Source organism: Cupriavidus sp. FW305-F7 (assembly GCF_058782875.1).
In genome coordinates this window covers 1-16,013 of record NZ_JBYSYC010000083.1, presented here as the reverse complement: position 1 = coordinate 16,013, position 16,013 = coordinate 1, and the positions used below count along the sequence as shown (strand labels likewise).

Sequence of the window (16,013 nt, the reverse complement as noted above, 5' to 3'; positions counted from 1 at the left end):
CATCCGTATAGACAAACGGGTGGCCAGGTTTGGGTGACTGGGCTTTAGCCGGTGGCACGAGCAAGCTCTCTTCGACCCACATCGTCACGTCTCCTCGGGCTATCAGCCCCTTGTTGTACTGCGCCCAGTTCTTGACGCGGTAGACCCCCTTGGGCTCGGCTTGCTGTCGGTTGTCCTTGCGCATCGTCCCGGAAAAAGTCCAAGACACTACGCCGCATCGTCAGAAGTTAACAGAGCCAGCGTTCCAGCCGTTGCGCGTAAACGTCAGCCCAACCCCCCCCGATTTATGCAACAACGCCTGCGCATAACATAAAGCAAAAGGTTCTTTTGGTTTATCAATCGCAGGCTGACATCATTCGACCTGGTTCCCCTCCGAAGCCGCGACCGCTAACCCAAAATCCCTCTGCTATATCTGAAGCTTCATATTGGGGAATCCCGGCCGCCAACCCTCCTGATCCCACGGCTATGCTCAGGCCACGCAGCCCGCAGTAGCCCGGCCTAATCCAATGTCGAGAACCAGCGCCCACAGGACGACTCCCCAGCCCGCGCGGCGCGGTGGTAAAGCCGCCCAGCGCCTTGAACCAAGGCATGCCGGTGTGCAAGGTTGATCCACCGGCGAGATAATCGGCAATTGACGTCCAGTTAGTTCGGCGAGGGTACCGCTCCTCCGATCAGCCGCCAATAGCTCGTCGGCATAAGACGCTCCAGCCAGGAAGAGATGACGGCGTCACGGCCCACCAGCACGCGTTCACGGTCGATTTCCACTGCCCGCACGATGATCTCGGCCGCCTTCTGCGGGGGCATGCGCAGCAGCTTCTCGAAATCGGCACGACCCTGCCGCACTTCCTCTTCGGGCAGGTTGTCGGGTGTGCGTGCATTACGAGCGATAGATGTGGCGACACCTCCCGGATGTACGAGCGTAATGCCTACTTTGGTCCTTGCCAGTTCGTGGCGCAATGCATTGGAGAACCCGCGCACCGCGAACTTGCTGGCGCAGTAGGCAGCATGGCCGGGGGGTGCGATCAGACCAAACAGGCTGGAAATATTGACGATGCGCGCCTGCTGGCGCTCTCGCAGCATGGGCAGAAAGGCGCGTGTCATCCTCACCACGCCCTCGAAGTTGACGGCCATCACCCAGTCGAAATCAGCTTCGCTGACCTCCTCAAAGTTGCCACCGAGTGCCACGCCTGCATTGTTGATGATCAAGTCGACATGGTCGTGCGCTTGCACCACCGCATGAGGCAAGGCAGCTACAGCGGAGCGGCTGGCGACGTCGAGCACATGCTGGCTGGTGCGTACACCCAACTTGCCGGCCATCCGCGCTGTCTCGCTTAAGCCGTGCTCATCGATATCGGCCATCGCCAAATGGCAACCTCGACGTGCCAGTGACAGCGCAAGCGCGCGCCCGATACCGCTACCTGCTCCCGTCAATACGGCAACGCGGTCGTTCAGTTTCATGGTCTCGATTCCTTCAGTTGGCGCGAAGTCACGCGGACCGCCCAGTTGTCTCGGTGACGCCGACGTGCCTGTCAAGAAAGGCCAACTGAACCGCAATACTGCTTGCGAAGGCCGGCTCATCGGGCAAATGCAGTTCAAAGTGGTTGCCTTCCACAAGATGGAATTCGCAGTTCGGTATGCGCCTAGACGCCTGTCGCGCCGCACTGGCCGGCGTAATCGTGTCGTTGGTCCCGGCCACGATCAACGTGGGCGCGGCAACCTTGTGCGCGTGCCGGATCGGGCTGTAGAGCGGCACCTCCAGGAAGATGCGCGACAGTACCTTGTTCTCCCATGCCGTTCCCGCAGGCAGCAGCCTTGCGTAACCATGCCAGGCGTTGTCGCCGGTCAGGGCAGCCGTATCGCCTGGACGGCCGAAGATCGGGCTGTAGTGCGGGCGCCGAATGGCGCCGCCGCACAGGTCGCGCATGGCCGCAAGCACCATGCGCAGGGAGAGCCCAACGGGGACCTGCCCCATACTGGCCAGCCCGCTGACATGCGGGACTTGGGCGATGACCGCTCGAACCCGATGGTCAGCAGCGGCAGTCTGGATGACGTGCCCGCCTGAGAACGACGTCCCCCACAACACCATGCGATCGGCATCAACCTCTGGCAGTGAGCACACATGCGCGATGGCGGCGGCCCAGTCCTGCAGATGGCGACGCGGGCTGACCCAGTGCCGTGGCTGTCCATCGCTGTCGCCGAAGTTTCGGTAATCAAAGAGATATGCGGCATAGCCTTCGGCCACGAACCGCTCGGCAAATGCAGGCAGGCCGGCGGCACGAATGGCGCCGAATCCGTGCGCCATGATGATGACGGGCGGGCGGGTGCCCTGGTTCGGCAGCATCAGTGTGGCTGCGCAACGCTCACCGTGGCTTTGGAAGGAAGAATCAATGCTGACCATGCAAGGCTCCAATGCGGAAGGCGGCTGAACTCACACAGCCGTTTCGTCCATGCTGGCTGCCACAAGGTCACGGCCTGGCCGGCTGCGAGTCACAGTTGCGGTGGTCGCGGCACGGACGAACTCCAGCGCTGCATCGCTGATTGGGTGCTTCGTCAACATCGCGCGGTCGGTCTCGAAATTGTGGAGAACGCGCCAGGGAAGCGTACGGCCCTGGCGGGGCACGGCGCTCCGGCCGCGTTGCACGTAACCAGACTGCAGGGAATCCATGACCGTTTCGTCCAGCATTTCCCCGGCAGGGGCGCGTGGCGTGACGACATCGTAGCCGTGGCGGTCCATGTGGTTGAGCAAGCGGCAGATGTAATTGGCCGCCAGGTCGACCTTCAAGGTCCAGGGTGCATTGGTATAGCCAAACAGGTTGGCCAGGTTCGGCACGTCCTGCATCAGCACGCTCTTGTAGGTCATGAGGCTGCTGGGGTGGCGCGGCTGCCCGTCTACCTGTACCTCCATGCCACCCAGTGACTGGAGCTGAAGCCCGGTGGCCGTGATGATGATGTCAGCGTCGAGGCTCTTGCCCGATTTCAGGCGGATGCCGGTTTCGGTAAAGGTCTCGATGTGGTCCGTCACCACCGAGGCCTTGCCTTCGCGGATGACCTTGAAGAGATCGCCGTCAGGCACGGCACACAACCGTTCGTCCCACGGGTTGTACCTGGGCGAAAAGTGCCGCATGTCGGCGCCGTGGCCGAGTTGTTGTTCAACATGCGACAGCAGCCACGAGCGGACGCGCTGCGGCCGCCGTTTTGCGGCCTTGTAGAGGAAGCGCTGCAAGCGGATATTGCGCCATCGTGCTAAGCCATAGACCCAGCGTGCCGGCAGCACCTTCTGAAGGACAGCGGAGATCTTGTCGTACCCCGGCACCGAGAAGACGTAGCTGGGCGAGCGCTGCAGCAGCGTGACGTGGGATGCCTTGCCGGCCATGGCCGGCACCAGCGTCACCGCCGTCGCGCCACTGCCGATCACGATGACACGTTTGCCGCGATAGTCGAGGCCTTCAGGCCAGTGTTGCGGATGGACGCAGATGCCCCGGTAACGCTCAAGGCCCGCAAAATCGGGCCGGTGCCCGTGGTCGTAGTTGTAGTAGCCGGTGCAGGGAATCAGGAACTTGCAAGTGAGGATACAGGTTTCGTGGCTCCCTTCGTTATGCGCGGTGACGGTCCAGCACCGATCCTCGCTCGACCACGATGCGCGCAGGATCTTGAGCCCGAACTGGATGTGTTTGTCGACGCCGTATTCGCGTGCAGTATCGACAATGTAGCGTCGGATCGACGGCCCGTCGGCGAGGACTTTCAACTCGTGCCAGGGACGGAATTTGTAGCCGAAGCTGAACATGTCCGAATCCGACCGGATGCCCGGATACCGGAACAAGTCCCATGTGCCGCCGATGACACTGCGCCGCTCCAGGATACCGATGCGCTTGTCCGGACATGCCTCAGCGAGGTGGCATGCCATACCGATACCCGATAGTCCGGCGCCGATGATCAATACGTCGTAATTGGCCTTCACGCAGCATCTCCTGATGTCTTGCCTTGTCGTCAGGAAACTGTAGCGCGTAGTGCCAAACAATTATTGACATTACGAGACAGTTAATTTACGTTACGAGCCATGGATACCTTGGTGAGAGCAAGTGGACTGCGTGGCTACTCAGCGCTAATGCGCGCCATGGGTTGCGACCCCGCGCCGTTGCTGCAGCGCTATCACATTGGCGAAGGGGCGCTCGATAGCAACGACGCCTTGATTTCCCTGCGTGCCGTGGTGCATCTTCTGGAGGCCAGCGCGGAACAGACCAGGGCCGGTGACTTCGGACTGCGCTTGTCCGGGCACCAGAGCATTGACGTTCTAGGGCCCTTGAGCATTGCGTTGCAGAATGCACCGACGATCCGCGCGGCAATGGATTTCGCGGAGCGCCATATGTTCGTGCATAGCCCGGGCCTGGTCTACACAATCCACGAGCACAGCGAGATTGCGAAGAATGCGGCCGAGGTTTCGATCGAGATCCGGCTCTCGCGGCAGCCGGTTCAGCGGCAAGCCATTGACCTGTGCCTGGCGGATATCCACAATTTCACCCGGCTACTCGCCGGCGACCGCTACTCGCTTAGCGCAGTGTCCATTCCTCACACGCCGATTGCATCGCTCGGCACATACGAGCGCTTCTTTGGCGCCAGGGTACTGGTGGAGCAGCCGAGGGCCAGTCTGCATCTCAGCCGCAGTACGCTTGCGGCCGACCTGCTGGGTGTCAACGCGACGCTGCGGCGGATCGCGGAGGATTACATCTTCCGCAATTTCGGCAGCGAGCAAGGCAGTGTTTCGGATCGTGTCCGGCAGGTGCTGCGCCAGACGCTGGGCACGTCGAGCCATAGCAAAGCCAGCGTGGCCAATCTGCTGGCCATACACCCGCGCACTATGCAACGCCGCCTTGCCGCTGAGGCAACCAGTTTCGAGGCCATAAGGGACGACGTGCGCAAGGAATTAGCGATGCGCTATCTGTCCGAAACCAATCTGCCTCTCGGCCAGATCACCATGCTTCTGGGCCTTCCCGCCCAATCTGCATTGTCGCGGGCTTGCCGTCAGTGGTATGGCGTTGCCCCTTCGACATTGCGCAAGCAGAAACGCGCCCCAGTTTGATGGGTGATTCGCTGCGCGGGTCGGCTATCGCAGGATGGGGGCATGCAAGGATAGCCGACTCGTGATTTCTACGGCCATGTGTGCAGGATGGCAGTAGAGTGAGTCGATAGAACATGCCTTTGGTCGTCCTCTACGACGTCCAGTGGATGTCGCGCGAACTCAAGGAACTGCAGGAACATGGACATCCCGTCGATGCCGACGCGCTCAAGGCCCTGTCGCCTCACCGGCGGGAGCGCATCAACCGGCTCGGGGACTACCTGCTGGACCTGCCGAGGCGTGCGCCGCCGCTCGACCCAACGATCGATTTTCTATTCAAATCATCGGCTTAGCAGAGATGTGGCGGATTTTCTGCTTTTCCCCGGCCAACCCTCTATCAGAGTGCGTCGGCCGACTAGATTGCGCAGACACCATCTGCGAGGTTTCCTCGCCAGCTGTAGCCGACGCGCTTCGTCGAGTGGTTTCGGCCCGCCAGAGACGCTCGGGCCGGTATGGCCCACATATACGAGTTTCAGTATAAAATTTGCATGTTGCTGTTTTATACTGAAACTCATGGATCCGTGGATCGAGTTGGATGAGGATGCGCTGCGACAGTATATCGACGCCAAGGCGGTGTTCGAAGCGTGGGAATCTGCGCGTGCCAAGGCCGCAGAGGTTCGCGGCGGCATGCTCTGGCGAACCACGAAGGGCCGCGAGTACCTGATTCGGACCGGCGTGGACAACAAACAGAAGAGCCTCGGGGTGCGTTCGGAAACGACCGAGGACATGTACTCGCGGTTCAACGCGCGTAAGGAAGCCGCCGAGGCCCGGCTCAAGACGCTCGCAGACGAGCTCGACCGGCACCGGCGGCTGAACCGAGCGATCCGCGTTGGCCGGGCTCCGGACATCCTCGTGGCTATTCTTCAGGTGATGACACGGCTCAATATCGACGAGCATTTCATCGTCATCGGGACTCACGCACTCTATGCGTATGAAGCCGCGGCCGGGGTTCGCCTGCAGGAACGCGCCCTCGCAACTCGCGACGTCGATCTTCTTTGGGATACGCGCAAGCGCCTTCAGTTTGCTTCCCGAATGAAGAGCCTGGATCTCTCCATGCTGGATGTTCTACGCAAGGTAGATAGCACATTCGAGATTCGGGACGATCAACTTTTCACGGCAGTGAACGCAAAGGGCTTCGAGGTGGACATCCTGCGTCGCGAGGCCGCCGATCTTGACCCTCATCCGCTCCAGCTGACCGATGACGAAGACGACCTCTGGGCAGTCCAGGCGCGACGCGCAAATGCCCTGTTGGGGGCGCCTTCATTCTCTGCGCCCATCGTTTCCGTGACCGGAAGGATGGCGCGGATGACGACAATCAGTCCAGCCGCGTTCGTCGACTTCAAGCGCTGGATGGCGTCGACCGCAGATCGCGATCCGCTCAAGATTTCTCGCGACAAACTGCAGGCATCGATCGTGGAAGCGCTGGCCAACCGCTTCCGGCTCGGTGTTTAGCAAGCCGCGCGTGGCCTGATGGGTTTGAACGGGCTGCACCGGCCACCGCGATTCTCATGGAGAGTGATCTACGGCTGCAGCCATCCGGATTGGTGCCCGTTTATGGCGACGCGGTCGCCCGCCGGCGTGCATGACGCGCTGGTCATCTTCGAGCCGGGTTGGCCAAAGCACAGGCCACTGACACGACCCAACAGCTAGGCCAATAGCGAATCAGCGGTCGCCACCTCCGCGGAGGGTACGCATACTGTTGCAGCCTACCCTTCAAGCTGGACTTGCAGTTCCCTCGCTGCATTCTTGTCCATCTCGGCCGCATGGGCCGCCGCCTGTTCGAGCAACGATGCATGTGTCTTGGGCACGACGAGCATCGTCAAACCCAGTCCTTCCATCACGCGCAGCGCGTGCTCCAGATTGACGCCCTTGCCGTTCTCCAGCTTGGACAACATGCCGACGGAAACCCCGCAATAATTGGCAGCCTGGTCAATGGGCATGCCTACCGCTGCCCGCGTTGCCCGTATCCGGTCACCAAGCTGGTCAATGCTTCGGATTGTCGCGCGTGATGGCGGAGTTGGATCAGGAAGCGGCCTCGGCATAGATGTGGAATAACTTTCACGAAAGTGAAATTATACAGAGGTGACACCATCACGTCGATGGCCCCTCCCTTTGAAAGCCGTCATTGCTTGTTGTAGGTCGTATTCTGGTGGTTAATTGCGTTTTTATTCACTGCGAAACAACGTACCTGTGGTGTCAAAGATCATCATTCGTGCGACCCGCGCTCATCATTCATGCGACTGTCACTGCCGAGGGGCATCCATCATGCGTCCGTGGTGCGCAACAACGTGCCGGTGGGGCGTTGCAGCACCGGGTGGATTGGAGCCTGCTCCTGCAAGCCGACTCCGGGAGGCCTTCGCCCGACATAGCATGTCCTGGTTGGCCATTGTCCGCGTGCCCGAGCAATGGCACTGCGGCTCGCTTTGCATAACGCTCTCAGCTTGCGCGCCTGCTGTCCGCGCGTTAATGGCGAGGTGCTCGCTGCAAAGGCAAAGCGGGTGAATAAATAGGGGAACAAAATCTTTTTCCGAAAACAGAAATCAAGCACCATGCGGGTCTCAGGACTTAATCCATTAGACGCCAGCGCAGGCCGGCTGCTCGCAGCCGGCCTTTTTTCGCTGACGGCCCCGTACCCGGTTCGCGCTGCGAGCGCGAGCCAAAGGCATCACGGTTTTGTCGCCGTAACGCTTGTCACGTCGTTGCTACTGGCCTGATAGGTAAGCGTGCCGGTGATATTGGTCACGGTAAAGGTTACGCTGTTCTTTCGCTTGGCGATCGTTCCGCTCGTGACCATGCACTGTCCGCCGGCACCCGTGGTGCAGGCCGAACTCCCGCTGTAGCCGCCGCTCCAGGTTCCGCTCACGGTTGCGTTCGGCACCAGGTTGTGACTGGCATCGTGCACCGTGACCGTGACGGTGGTGGTCCATCCCGTCTTGTTTGCGGTGCTGCTGGCGCTCAGGCCGCCCACATGCGCGACGGGCAGGCTCGCGATGCCGGTTCGAGGGCCGGTCGACAGGTCCAGGGCGAAGCTGCCGCCCTTGCCCAGGTTCACGCTGTCCTCGGACGGGGACACCTCGATGGTGTACGTCCCGGCCACGGTGGGCAGTGCGTGCATTGTTTCCTGACGGCCGATTCCACCGCATTCGACTCCGGCCATGCACAGGCTCTCGGACAGCACGACGCCATTGGGGTCCAGCAGCCTGGCGTCGAGATCGGGCTCCCACTGCGCAGCGAGGCAGCTGCCCAACAGCGGCAGGATGCATTTCGCCTGGCCGTTGATGGTGACCGTGGCACCGATGGGAACACCGAGGTCGGCCTGGGCGATGGAGAACGTATAGCTCCACAGACCATGATTCGCCACGCTGGCGGTGACCCTGCGATACGTCGGAAAGACGGTCGGCTGGTAGCTGCCCCCCTTGGCGCTGGCCACCAGCGCGTAGCCGTCGAGGAGCCCGGCGCCGATATCATTGTCCTTGCCGGCCGGGCCACGGTCCTGCGCCGTGGCTTCGAGCTTCTGCCGCAGGTCCGCTGGCGACAGGAGCGGATTCGCCTGTAGAGCCAGGGCGACGGTGCCGGAGACGAACGGCGTGGCCATGGAGGTGCCACTGTAGGTGACATAGGCGCTGACCGTGCCGGCCTTTGCAGCCGTGATGGTCAGTCCGGGTGCGCAGATGTCCGGCTTGACACGGTTGTCCAGCGTCGGTCCCCTGCTCGAAAACGGCGTCACGTAGATGCCGTCCGAATGGTTGGGCGCGCCGGCGGGAGCGGACCACTCCGCGCATGCTGCCACGGTGATGGCTTGCGCCGCGGCCCCGGGCGAGCCGACCGTGCCTGGCTCGTCGCCCGAATTGCCGGCCGCCACCACCACGACGGCACCGCTGCTCACCGCTGCATCGGCGGCCTGGCTCAGGGCGTCCTGTCCGTCTGACGGCGCGCCGGAGCCCAGGCTCATGGAAATGATCCTCACGCCCTGGGACATGCACCAGTCGATGCCAGCGATGACCTGGCTCTCGAGTCCGGAGCCGGACTGGTCGAGCACCTTGGCCGCGTAGATCGCTGCGCCGGGCGCCACGCCCTTGTAGGTGGCGGCGCCCGAACTGCCCGTGCCGTCGCCAAAGGCGATCGACGCGACGTGGGTGCCGTGGCCGTGGTCGTCATATGCGCTACCCCGTCCATTGATGGCATCAAAGAACGGGATCGGTCGCGCATCCAGCTGCTCGTGGTTCGGATCGACGCCCGTGTCGATGATGCAACCCTTGATGCCGGCGCCGTCCACCCCGAAGCTGGCGCGTGCCGCGTCGGTTCCGAAGTCGGCGCGGGCGGCGTTGAGCTTGGTCGAAACGGTGAAGTCCTCCTCGATCCGCCGCACGCCAGGCTGCTGCGCCAGCGCCCTCACCTGGGCGGTCGTCATGGTGGCGGAGAAACCGCGGATGATCCTGAATTCGCTATGCAGAGTGAAAGCACCGACTGCCTGCCGCGCCGTGGCCGCAGTGCCCGGACCGCTGAACGTGACGACGACCCGGACGAGGTCACCGGGCCGTGCCGCCGCGATCTGCGCCTGCAGGTCATCGGAGATCCGGTCGCCGTCACGGTCGACGAGGCGGACCGAACGCGCTGCCTCCGTGCCGGGTGCCGGCCGGTTTGAGTCGGGTAGCGGCGCGGCCGGAATGGACAAGGCGACAGCCGCCAGACAACCCAGTACAGCGAAATGGCGCATTTGGGATTCTCCCCCTTCTTGTTTGACGCAATTCGGGCAGCGTGGATGCCGACGGCGAAAGTCAACGTCCCCACCCAGCGTTTACAACGCGAAACTCGTTGCGGCTTGCGGAAGGGTCACGCCGATATTTCAACCCGATATTCCAGTCACTTGTCACGCCTCACCACCTGACCTTGCCCCGGGGCTTATTAAGAAGTTATCCCATGTTCTCGAAGCCTAGGTTGCGAAGTGGCAAATTTCAGGCGGACTGTGTGCGAAATGGCACTTTTTCCTTCGATCCGGCGTGTGTCAAGGTAGTTGTCGCGTCCGCCGCTATGCTGCTTGCCGGTACGTGGGCTCCGCGGTTCGCTCCGGGTTCAGGTAGACCACCTGCGCCAAGTCCCAATCCCGGATTCCCGCCGACCAACGCTGTGGATGGCGCGCACGTGCCGCCTGGTACAACGCCGTACGTTGCGCCAGCAGGCGCGGCGCTTGTCCGCGGTGTCACTGGATCGGCGTGACGTACTTCAGGCCGCTGTGGCGGTGCTCTTCGTTGTACCAGCGCACGAACCGATGCACCCAGTCGCGCGCTTGCTGCAAGGGTATCGAACGGCCGATCAGGCCACAGCGGACAGTACTTGGCCGTACGGAACAGCGCTTCGGCGTAGGCGTTGTCATTGCTCACGCGTGGGCGGCTGTGTGAAGACCGTAGGCACTCAAACTCTGTCGTCCATCGCAGCCCGACGATTTGAGGCAGAGGACGTACGGTGCGCCTGCCGGCTGGTCAAGCGGCCAGTCTCTCCAAGCCGGATCTCGGATACGATCGTCGACGAAGCCTGCAGCTGGAGCGCAGATCTCATCGTGATGGGCACGCACGGCCGGCGCGGCCATCGCAAGCCCCAGGATAAAGGAGGTTTCATGAGTGGGATGCGTGCCGCTGCGATGACTGCATCGGCTTTCACATCCAGGCTCTGGTCAAACTGGGGACCACGCGTGCCGAATCGGTGGGAGTGCTCAGAACGGCCGTGTATATGGGGGCGGACCATCAATGATGTACGCCACGCACGCGCTCGCGGCCTTTGAGGAGTTTTCGTCCTGAAGCAAATGTCGACCACATCCGTCGACCGACGAACATAGACACTGTGGCAGTTGAGAACTTCGGCGATACTGTCTGACCTATGGCGCCCGCCACAATCTAAGTTCTTGGGGAACGTTGGCGGTGCCACCATGGCGTTGCTATCGCCAGAAAGCGACACGCACAACCTGCTGATAACAAACGCCAGGCGGAAGTGGCCAGGCTGGGCGTAGAAGTGATGCCGTTCAGTCTCAAAGCCACGACCCACATTTTCACCAAGACAGTGGACGGCGGTACTCAGCGCGTCGTAGCAAGGGATGCATCGGATGCCGCGCAGGTTCGGTTGGTACGAGAACACCTACAGCTCATCCAGAAGCAGTTCCAGGCAGGCGATTTCTCAGGCCCTTCGCACATACACGGCGATGAGATGCAGGGCATTGTCCAACTCAAGGCAGCGAAGCCAGGCCAAATCTCCATTACATACATGGACATCGCAAGGGGCGGTGAGCTATCTTTTCGTACGACTGAGCCCAGCCTTGTGTCTGCCCTTCATGCTTGGTTCGATGCGCAACTCTCCGACCACGGCGAAGACGCGATAGAAGGCCACGCGCACCATCATAGCGGCCATTCCCACGACTGACGGGGCCAGAATACCTTCACCGTCGCTGGGCGAATTGCGCGGCGAAAATCAGGCAGATAGTCACACTACTGAACACTGCTCCACCATAGAACGTAAAGGCGGCCCCGAACCTGTCCCACAACCAACCAGCGAGCGTGCTAGCTACCAGGAGTGCCAGGCCACTTGCAAGGTTGAAGACCCCAAACGCCGTACCCCTGAGGTCTGCCGGCGCAGCATTCGCCACCATAGTCGCCAGAAGCCCCTGTGTCATTCCCATATGCAGGCCCCAGAGCATAACTCCGCAGAGCGCGACCGACCAGTGCGTGCCAATCGCAAGTACGACATCGGCTGCAATCAGCACAACCAGCCCCCACGCCAGAAGCTTTACATGGCTGTATTCATCTGCCAGTTTCCCAAATGGATAGGCCGAGACGGCATACACCACGTTCATCGCGACCAGGACCAGCGGAGTCAAAAAAAGGCGAAGGCCCGCTTGCTGAGCCCGCAACACCAAGAATGCTTCGCTGAACCGTGCCAACGTGAATACCGCACCGACGGCAACCACACTCCAGTAGGCAAGACTCAACCGCGCGAGATTCTTCCGTCGCATGGGGTTCACCCGCTTTGCGGATTCGTGCAACTCTGGCTCTTGCACCCCGAACATGAGCAACACGACCGACAGAATACCCGGGAAGACCGCAACCCAAAAGACGGCCCGGAAATCGTCCGCCCAGAGGTACATCAGGCCAATTGCAATCAAGGGCCCCAAGAACGCGCCTACTGTATCCAGTGACTGCCGAAGGCCAAAGGCGGCACCACGAAGATGACGTGGTGCAATATCGGCAACAAGCGCATCACGCGGTGCACCACGAATGCCTTTGCCAATGCGGTCGGCAATGCGCGCTCCAAATACAGTGCCGACTCCGGTGGCCGTTGCAAAGAGCGGTTTCGACAATGCTGCCAGCGCATAGCCAACTACGGCCAGGCCCTTACGCTTCCCCAAATAATCACTCAGGATGCCGGAAAAGACTTTCACAATCAGGGCGGTTGCCTCCGCCACACCTTCTATCAATCCGACCGCCAGTGCGCTGGCTCCCAGCGTGGTGACCATGAAGACGGGCAGCAGGCTATGGATGATTTCCGAAGACACATCCATCAACAGACTCACGAAGCCCAGCATCCAAATGCTGGTGGGAAGCTTGCGCAGCGCACTGGTGAGAGCAGTCATTGCCGCGGTTTCTGTTCATTGTTGATGCCCGTTGACGCTCGGCATCAGTTCTTCATTAGGCCTTCGGTGGGCGCTCAATACCCAGGCAGCCGTCCAGGCCCTAGAGCAAGTGGCTTCCAGACCAATATCACATCGACGGTCCATTGCCCCATCCCGATGGCGACCGAAGTCCTTCACCTCTGAAATAGTAGATGCCGTAAGCGCTCGACACCAACGCAGCTCAATATATTCAGCACGGCGAGCTCTGGACAGGTGATTCTGCCCCTTGGAGGCGTAATGCAGCCTCAAGCCCTTTCGGCGGGTGCTTACTTTTTCCGACCGGTCAACCTTGCGAAGGCGAGAAAAGCGAGGGGAGCCAGTACGAGGCCATAGCTGAGCCAAGTGCCGTACACACCCTCTGGGCCGAAAGGCTCGGTCACTTCATGCCAATATTCGTTGTCAACTAACGGTAGCGCACCAGCTTCCGAAAACTCGTGAATTGCGTAAATGGCCAACTGAATGCAGAACAGCACCATGAAGATGGCCGTAACCTGGAAGAACAGCGACAAATTGACCCTCCGCCCGTACTTGGTCCATGTCCATGCCAGTGCGCCGGCGCAAGTCACGCCGAGCGCACCGCCCAAGGCCAGGTAACCAGTTGCCGCACCGGCGGAAAGGGAGGCAATCATGGTCGCGGCCTCGATGCCTTCGCGCCCGACCATCAGCAGCATGAAGGCAAACACGGCCAGCCACGGCCCAACCGTCTTCTCATCGGGGACACTGGAGAGCCGGTTGCGAATCTCGCCGGCTATCGCCTTGCCATGCTTGAGCATGTGCCAGGTGCAGGAGACCACCAGGATACCGGCCAGCAGTGCCAGCCAAGCTTCGGCGACGGGACTCATCCCACCCATGCGGAACAGCACTAGACCGAGCACCGCAGAGATTAGTAAGGCGGCGAAAATGCCAGCCCTCGCCGCACTGACCAAGTGCTGGCGCCCTGCCTTATGAAGGAACGCGAGCGTAATGGCGGCAATGAGAAATGCCTCCACGCCCTCACGAAACGTCACCAGGAGCATTGAGAACATCACATCCTCGCACGTCCAATTATGCAAATACGAATGATAACTATTCTAGGACGCGTTTGCGAAATATGTCGAAAGGCGTGTGCGACATTGGGTAACAGATGGAATTGTCTGCAAGGCGCTGATGGAAGACGAAACCCAAAGCCTCCCCCCGCCGCATTGGCCAAGGTGACCGCACACACATAACGGGGGCGACACGGGATTCAGCGCTCGGGAACGCTTACCGTCCGCCGATTCTCAGCACAAGCGTCGCGGGGCCCTCCTTGCCGCGCGCCAGTTCAGATTGCGCCATTATCTTCTCCTTGCCGGCCACCATGGTCGGTAGGAAAAGTTCAGGAAATTATGCAAACCATTGCTATACGACTCAACTCGCGCGATCCCGCCCGAACACGGCGGTGTCGGCCGTCTAGATGGCGCTTCGCCTACTCTGCCGGTGTGAGCACCAAGTCATGGCGATTAATTGCATTGTTGCTGGATCCTAGAGCCTCGGACGCGGCCTGCGAATGCCCCGACTCATGAGTAATTGCGTTTTGACTGGCATTCAGGAGGCCTCAGCTTCGCTCTCCCTTCTGTATGCCTCTGTCCATCCTGACCTGGAAGCTGGCCCATCGCTTCGGCGATCGCCGGGAGCGCCGCAATCACGATGGCGCGCCGTCGAGCTGACGCCTGCCATGGTTGGAGACGACCAGGGCATCAGTGCCCAAATCGGCCCCAAGGCGTGCGCCATCGAGGACGTCTTTCGGGGTCAGCTTGCTGCCCCAGAGCGGCCCCTCCCTCGATAGTTCGCACTGACCTTGCCTTGATCCATATCAACCACAGCGCTCGGCAAGAGACGATGCTTGAGATGGAACACACGTGCTTCCATGTTCTCGCCCAACTACGATCCGTTGACCGGCCATCTGGCGGTCGACGTCTTTGCGCCGCTACTGTGCGAAGAATCGCCGCCGCGGTGCCGGGAGTTGCACCATGACCCAGCCTGACCCACCCATAAAACTCGTCCCTTGCGAAGTCTGCATGAAGGAAGTACCGAAGTCCGAGGCGATCGTCCCCGAGGCATGCGACTACGTCGCCTACTTCTGTGGTTTGGAATGCTATGCGCAGTGGCGCCGTCAGTTACGAGAGACAGTCGCGCAGGGGGAGACTGCACCGCCTCCCGTCGATCCGCCGGCGTGAGAAGGCTCAAGGCGACTTCCGGACGCTGACGTGAGCCCCATACTAGACCATGCGGAATAGTGGTGCCGGTTTGGCGATGCTGGCCCGATGCATTTGCTGTGACGCGAGGCGGCGTTCTCGAGCGCCGAGACGCGGTCGGGTGAGAGTTCCCCATTCAAAACCGCGACCCTGACCTGCACCATGCAGTGTTCCTCCGGAGCGTTAAAAGCCTTGGGGTCGTAACTCCGAGGCCAACGCGAATTGCTCAACGAACTCAACTGCTTCCCTTGACAACGAAGACCGCCAACCAGGTCGGCTCTCGCTATAACCGCTTGGAACTGGTGGATACTTCCCGATTCCGCGTGCCGCCGAGAGGCTCGCGGGCCACAGACGATACACAAAGCTCCTTGCTTTGAGCAGGCACCGCTGTCAATCCTGCTTGCCAGATCCAGTGCGGCTTTCGCGTTCGCAGGGGGAAGTCCCGAGGACAGCGCCAGCCTGACTGCGATGGCCGCCAAGCGTCCTTCTTCATAGGTAGGCATGCCGATCTGTGCTCCTTCGCGTCGCCGGGGTCATGGCCTGGCCGCGCACGCGGCCGCTGAGGGTCGGCGGCCCACTCCCAGTACTGGCGATTTGCGCGCGGGCGGAGCCCCTGATTGCAACTGACTTGTGTAAGCTCAAGTGACACCGGGCTAGAAATTCGCCGACATGGCCGGTGTGCCGTCGGGACCGTCCCAATATAGTGGCGTGCCGAAGCGCGGCGCAAAGACATCGACGGCACCGTAGTGGCCTTGAGCGTGACGCCGTTGTCACCATGCAGCACCGGCTTGGCCGCCATGGCGCGAATACCCTCGGCCAGCGCCGTGCGTTTGACCAGATGCGCCGCGTGGTCGGCGTCGTCGCGATCGTGGACCTCGAAGCCCACGATCTTGCGGTTGTAGACGTCCAGGATCAGGTACAGATAAAACCAGCGCCCGGCGACCTCGGCCGGCAGTAGAGTAAGAGACAGGGCGTAGTCGGACTATTTCCCTGCCTCTCCTCTCCGAACCGGACTTGCGCCTCTCAACGC

The 16,013-nt window shown here is 61.2% G+C and carries 11 protein-coding genes and 5 pseudogenes; 5 read left to right on the top strand and 11 right to left on the bottom strand.

Going from position 1 to position 16,013, the window contains the following annotated elements; genetic code table 11:
- From AC3WL8_RS38515 to AC3WL8_RS38500, 4 genes and pseudogenes are all read right to left on the bottom strand, one after another.
- Window positions 1-184: pseudogene (locus AC3WL8_RS38515) on the bottom strand (IS5/IS1182 family transposase); the annotation flags it as partial.
- 458 nt (window positions 185-642) lie between these two features.
- A complete protein-coding gene (locus AC3WL8_RS38510) occupies window positions 643-1,458 on the bottom strand; it encodes an SDR family NAD(P)-dependent oxidoreductase (RefSeq protein WP_492380135.1) in 816 nt (271 codons plus the stop codon).
- Between the two features lie 28 nt (window positions 1,459-1,486).
- Complete coding sequence (locus AC3WL8_RS38505) at window positions 1,487-2,398, bottom strand: alpha/beta hydrolase (protein ID WP_492380134.1); 912 nt, start codon at window positions 2,396-2,398, stop codon at window positions 1,487-1,489.
- A gap of 30 nt (window positions 2,399-2,428) precedes the next feature.
- Window positions 2,429-3,958, bottom strand: a complete 1,530-nt coding sequence (locus AC3WL8_RS38500; protein ID WP_492380133.1) for a flavin-containing monooxygenase — start codon at window positions 3,956-3,958, stop codon at window positions 2,429-2,431.
- A gap of 99 nt (window positions 3,959-4,057) precedes the next feature.
- Here AC3WL8_RS38500 and AC3WL8_RS38495 point away from each other — a divergent pair, with 99 nt between their 5' ends.
- From AC3WL8_RS38495 to AC3WL8_RS38485, 3 genes and pseudogenes are all read left to right on the top strand, one after another.
- Entirely contained in the window at window positions 4,058-5,077 is a 1,020-nt protein-coding gene (locus tag AC3WL8_RS38495; protein WP_492380132.1) for an AraC family transcriptional regulator, read from the top strand.
- A 119-nt stretch (window positions 5,078-5,196) separates the two neighbouring features.
- Window positions 5,197-5,406: pseudogene (locus AC3WL8_RS38490) on the top strand (Tn3 family transposase); the annotation flags it as partial.
- Window positions 5,407-5,626: 220 nt separating this feature from the next.
- Window positions 5,627-6,565: a GSU2403 family nucleotidyltransferase fold protein gene (locus AC3WL8_RS38485; protein WP_492380131.1), complete on the top strand. Its 939-nt coding sequence runs from the start codon at window positions 5,627-5,629 to the stop codon at window positions 6,563-6,565.
- Window positions 6,566-6,819: 254 nt separating this feature from the next.
- Here the strand turns inward: AC3WL8_RS38485 and AC3WL8_RS38480 are convergent, their stop codons facing one another.
- The 3 genes from AC3WL8_RS38480 to AC3WL8_RS38470 form a co-directional block, all read right to left on the bottom strand.
- Complete coding sequence (locus tag AC3WL8_RS38480) at window positions 6,820-7,155, bottom strand: helix-turn-helix domain-containing protein (protein ID WP_492380130.1); 336 nt, start codon at window positions 7,153-7,155, stop codon at window positions 6,820-6,822.
- A gap of 623 nt (window positions 7,156-7,778) precedes the next feature.
- Window positions 7,779-9,830, bottom strand: a complete 2,052-nt coding sequence (locus AC3WL8_RS38475) for a S8 family serine peptidase (protein ID WP_492380129.1) — start codon at window positions 9,828-9,830, stop codon at window positions 7,779-7,781.
- 483 nt (window positions 9,831-10,313) lie between these two features.
- A complete protein-coding gene (locus AC3WL8_RS38470; protein ID WP_492380128.1) occupies window positions 10,314-10,409 on the bottom strand; it encodes an integrase core domain-containing protein in 96 nt (31 codons plus the stop codon).
- Window positions 10,410-10,738: 329 nt separating this feature from the next.
- Between AC3WL8_RS38470 and AC3WL8_RS38465 the strand changes: the two are divergent.
- Window positions 10,739-10,908, top strand: a pseudogene (locus AC3WL8_RS38465) (carboxymuconolactone decarboxylase family protein); the annotation flags it as partial.
- 632 nt (window positions 10,909-11,540) lie between these two features.
- On the opposite strand, the gene AC3WL8_RS38460 reads toward AC3WL8_RS38465, so the two are convergent.
- The 3 genes and pseudogenes from AC3WL8_RS38460 to AC3WL8_RS38450 form a co-directional block, all read right to left on the bottom strand.
- Entirely contained in the window at window positions 11,541-12,731 is a 1,191-nt protein-coding gene (locus AC3WL8_RS38460) for an MFS transporter (RefSeq protein ID WP_492380127.1), read from the bottom strand.
- 305 nt (window positions 12,732-13,036) lie between these two features.
- A complete protein-coding gene (locus AC3WL8_RS38455) occupies window positions 13,037-13,795 on the bottom strand; it encodes an FTR1 family iron permease (RefSeq protein ID WP_492380126.1) in 759 nt (252 codons plus the stop codon).
- 557 nt (window positions 13,796-14,352) lie between these two features.
- Window positions 14,353-14,556, bottom strand: a pseudogene (locus AC3WL8_RS38450) (alpha-hydroxy-acid oxidizing protein); the annotation flags it as partial.
- 202 nt (window positions 14,557-14,758) lie between these two features.
- On the opposite strand from AC3WL8_RS38450, the gene AC3WL8_RS38445 reads away from it, so the two are divergent.
- Window positions 14,759-14,965: a DUF3330 domain-containing protein gene (locus tag AC3WL8_RS38445; protein ID WP_153956249.1), complete on the top strand. Its 207-nt coding sequence runs from the start codon at window positions 14,759-14,761 to the stop codon at window positions 14,963-14,965.
- Window positions 14,966-15,653: 688 nt separating this feature from the next.
- On the opposite strand, the pseudogene AC3WL8_RS38440 reads toward AC3WL8_RS38445, so the two are convergent.
- A pseudogene (locus AC3WL8_RS38440) lies at window positions 15,654-15,947 on the bottom strand (IS3-like element ISAzo10 family transposase); the annotation flags it as partial.
- Window positions 15,948-16,013 lie beyond the last annotated feature (66 nt).

Excerpts from the sequence above, each read along its gene's own strand:
- AC3WL8_RS38510 (WP_492380135.1), bottom strand. The coding sequence starts at position 1,458 with ATGAAACTGAACGACCGCGTTGCCGTATTGACGGGAGCAGGTAGCGGT.
- AC3WL8_RS38505 (WP_492380134.1), bottom strand. The coding sequence starts at position 2,398 with ATGGTCAGCATTGATTCTTCCTTCCAAAGCCACGGTGAGCGTTGCGCA.
- AC3WL8_RS38495 (WP_492380132.1), top strand. The coding sequence starts at position 4,058 with ATGGATACCTTGGTGAGAGCAAGTGGACTGCGTGGCTACTCAGCGCTA.
- AC3WL8_RS38485 (WP_492380131.1), top strand. The coding sequence starts at position 5,627 with ATGGATCCGTGGATCGAGTTGGATGAGGATGCGCTGCGACAGTATATC.
- AC3WL8_RS38480 (WP_492380130.1), bottom strand. The coding sequence starts at position 7,155 with ATGCCGAGGCCGCTTCCTGATCCAACTCCGCCATCACGCGCGACAATC.
- AC3WL8_RS38475 (WP_492380129.1), bottom strand. The coding sequence starts at position 9,830 with ATGCGCCATTTCGCTGTACTGGGTTGTCTGGCGGCTGTCGCCTTGTCC.
- AC3WL8_RS38460 (WP_492380127.1), bottom strand. The coding sequence starts at position 12,731 with ATGACTGCTCTCACCAGTGCGCTGCGCAAGCTTCCCACCAGCATTTGG.
- AC3WL8_RS38455 (WP_492380126.1), bottom strand. The coding sequence starts at position 13,795 with ATGTTCTCAATGCTCCTGGTGACGTTTCGTGAGGGCGTGGAGGCATTT.
- AC3WL8_RS38445 (WP_153956249.1), top strand. The coding sequence starts at position 14,759 with ATGACCCAGCCTGACCCACCCATAAAACTCGTCCCTTGCGAAGTCTGC.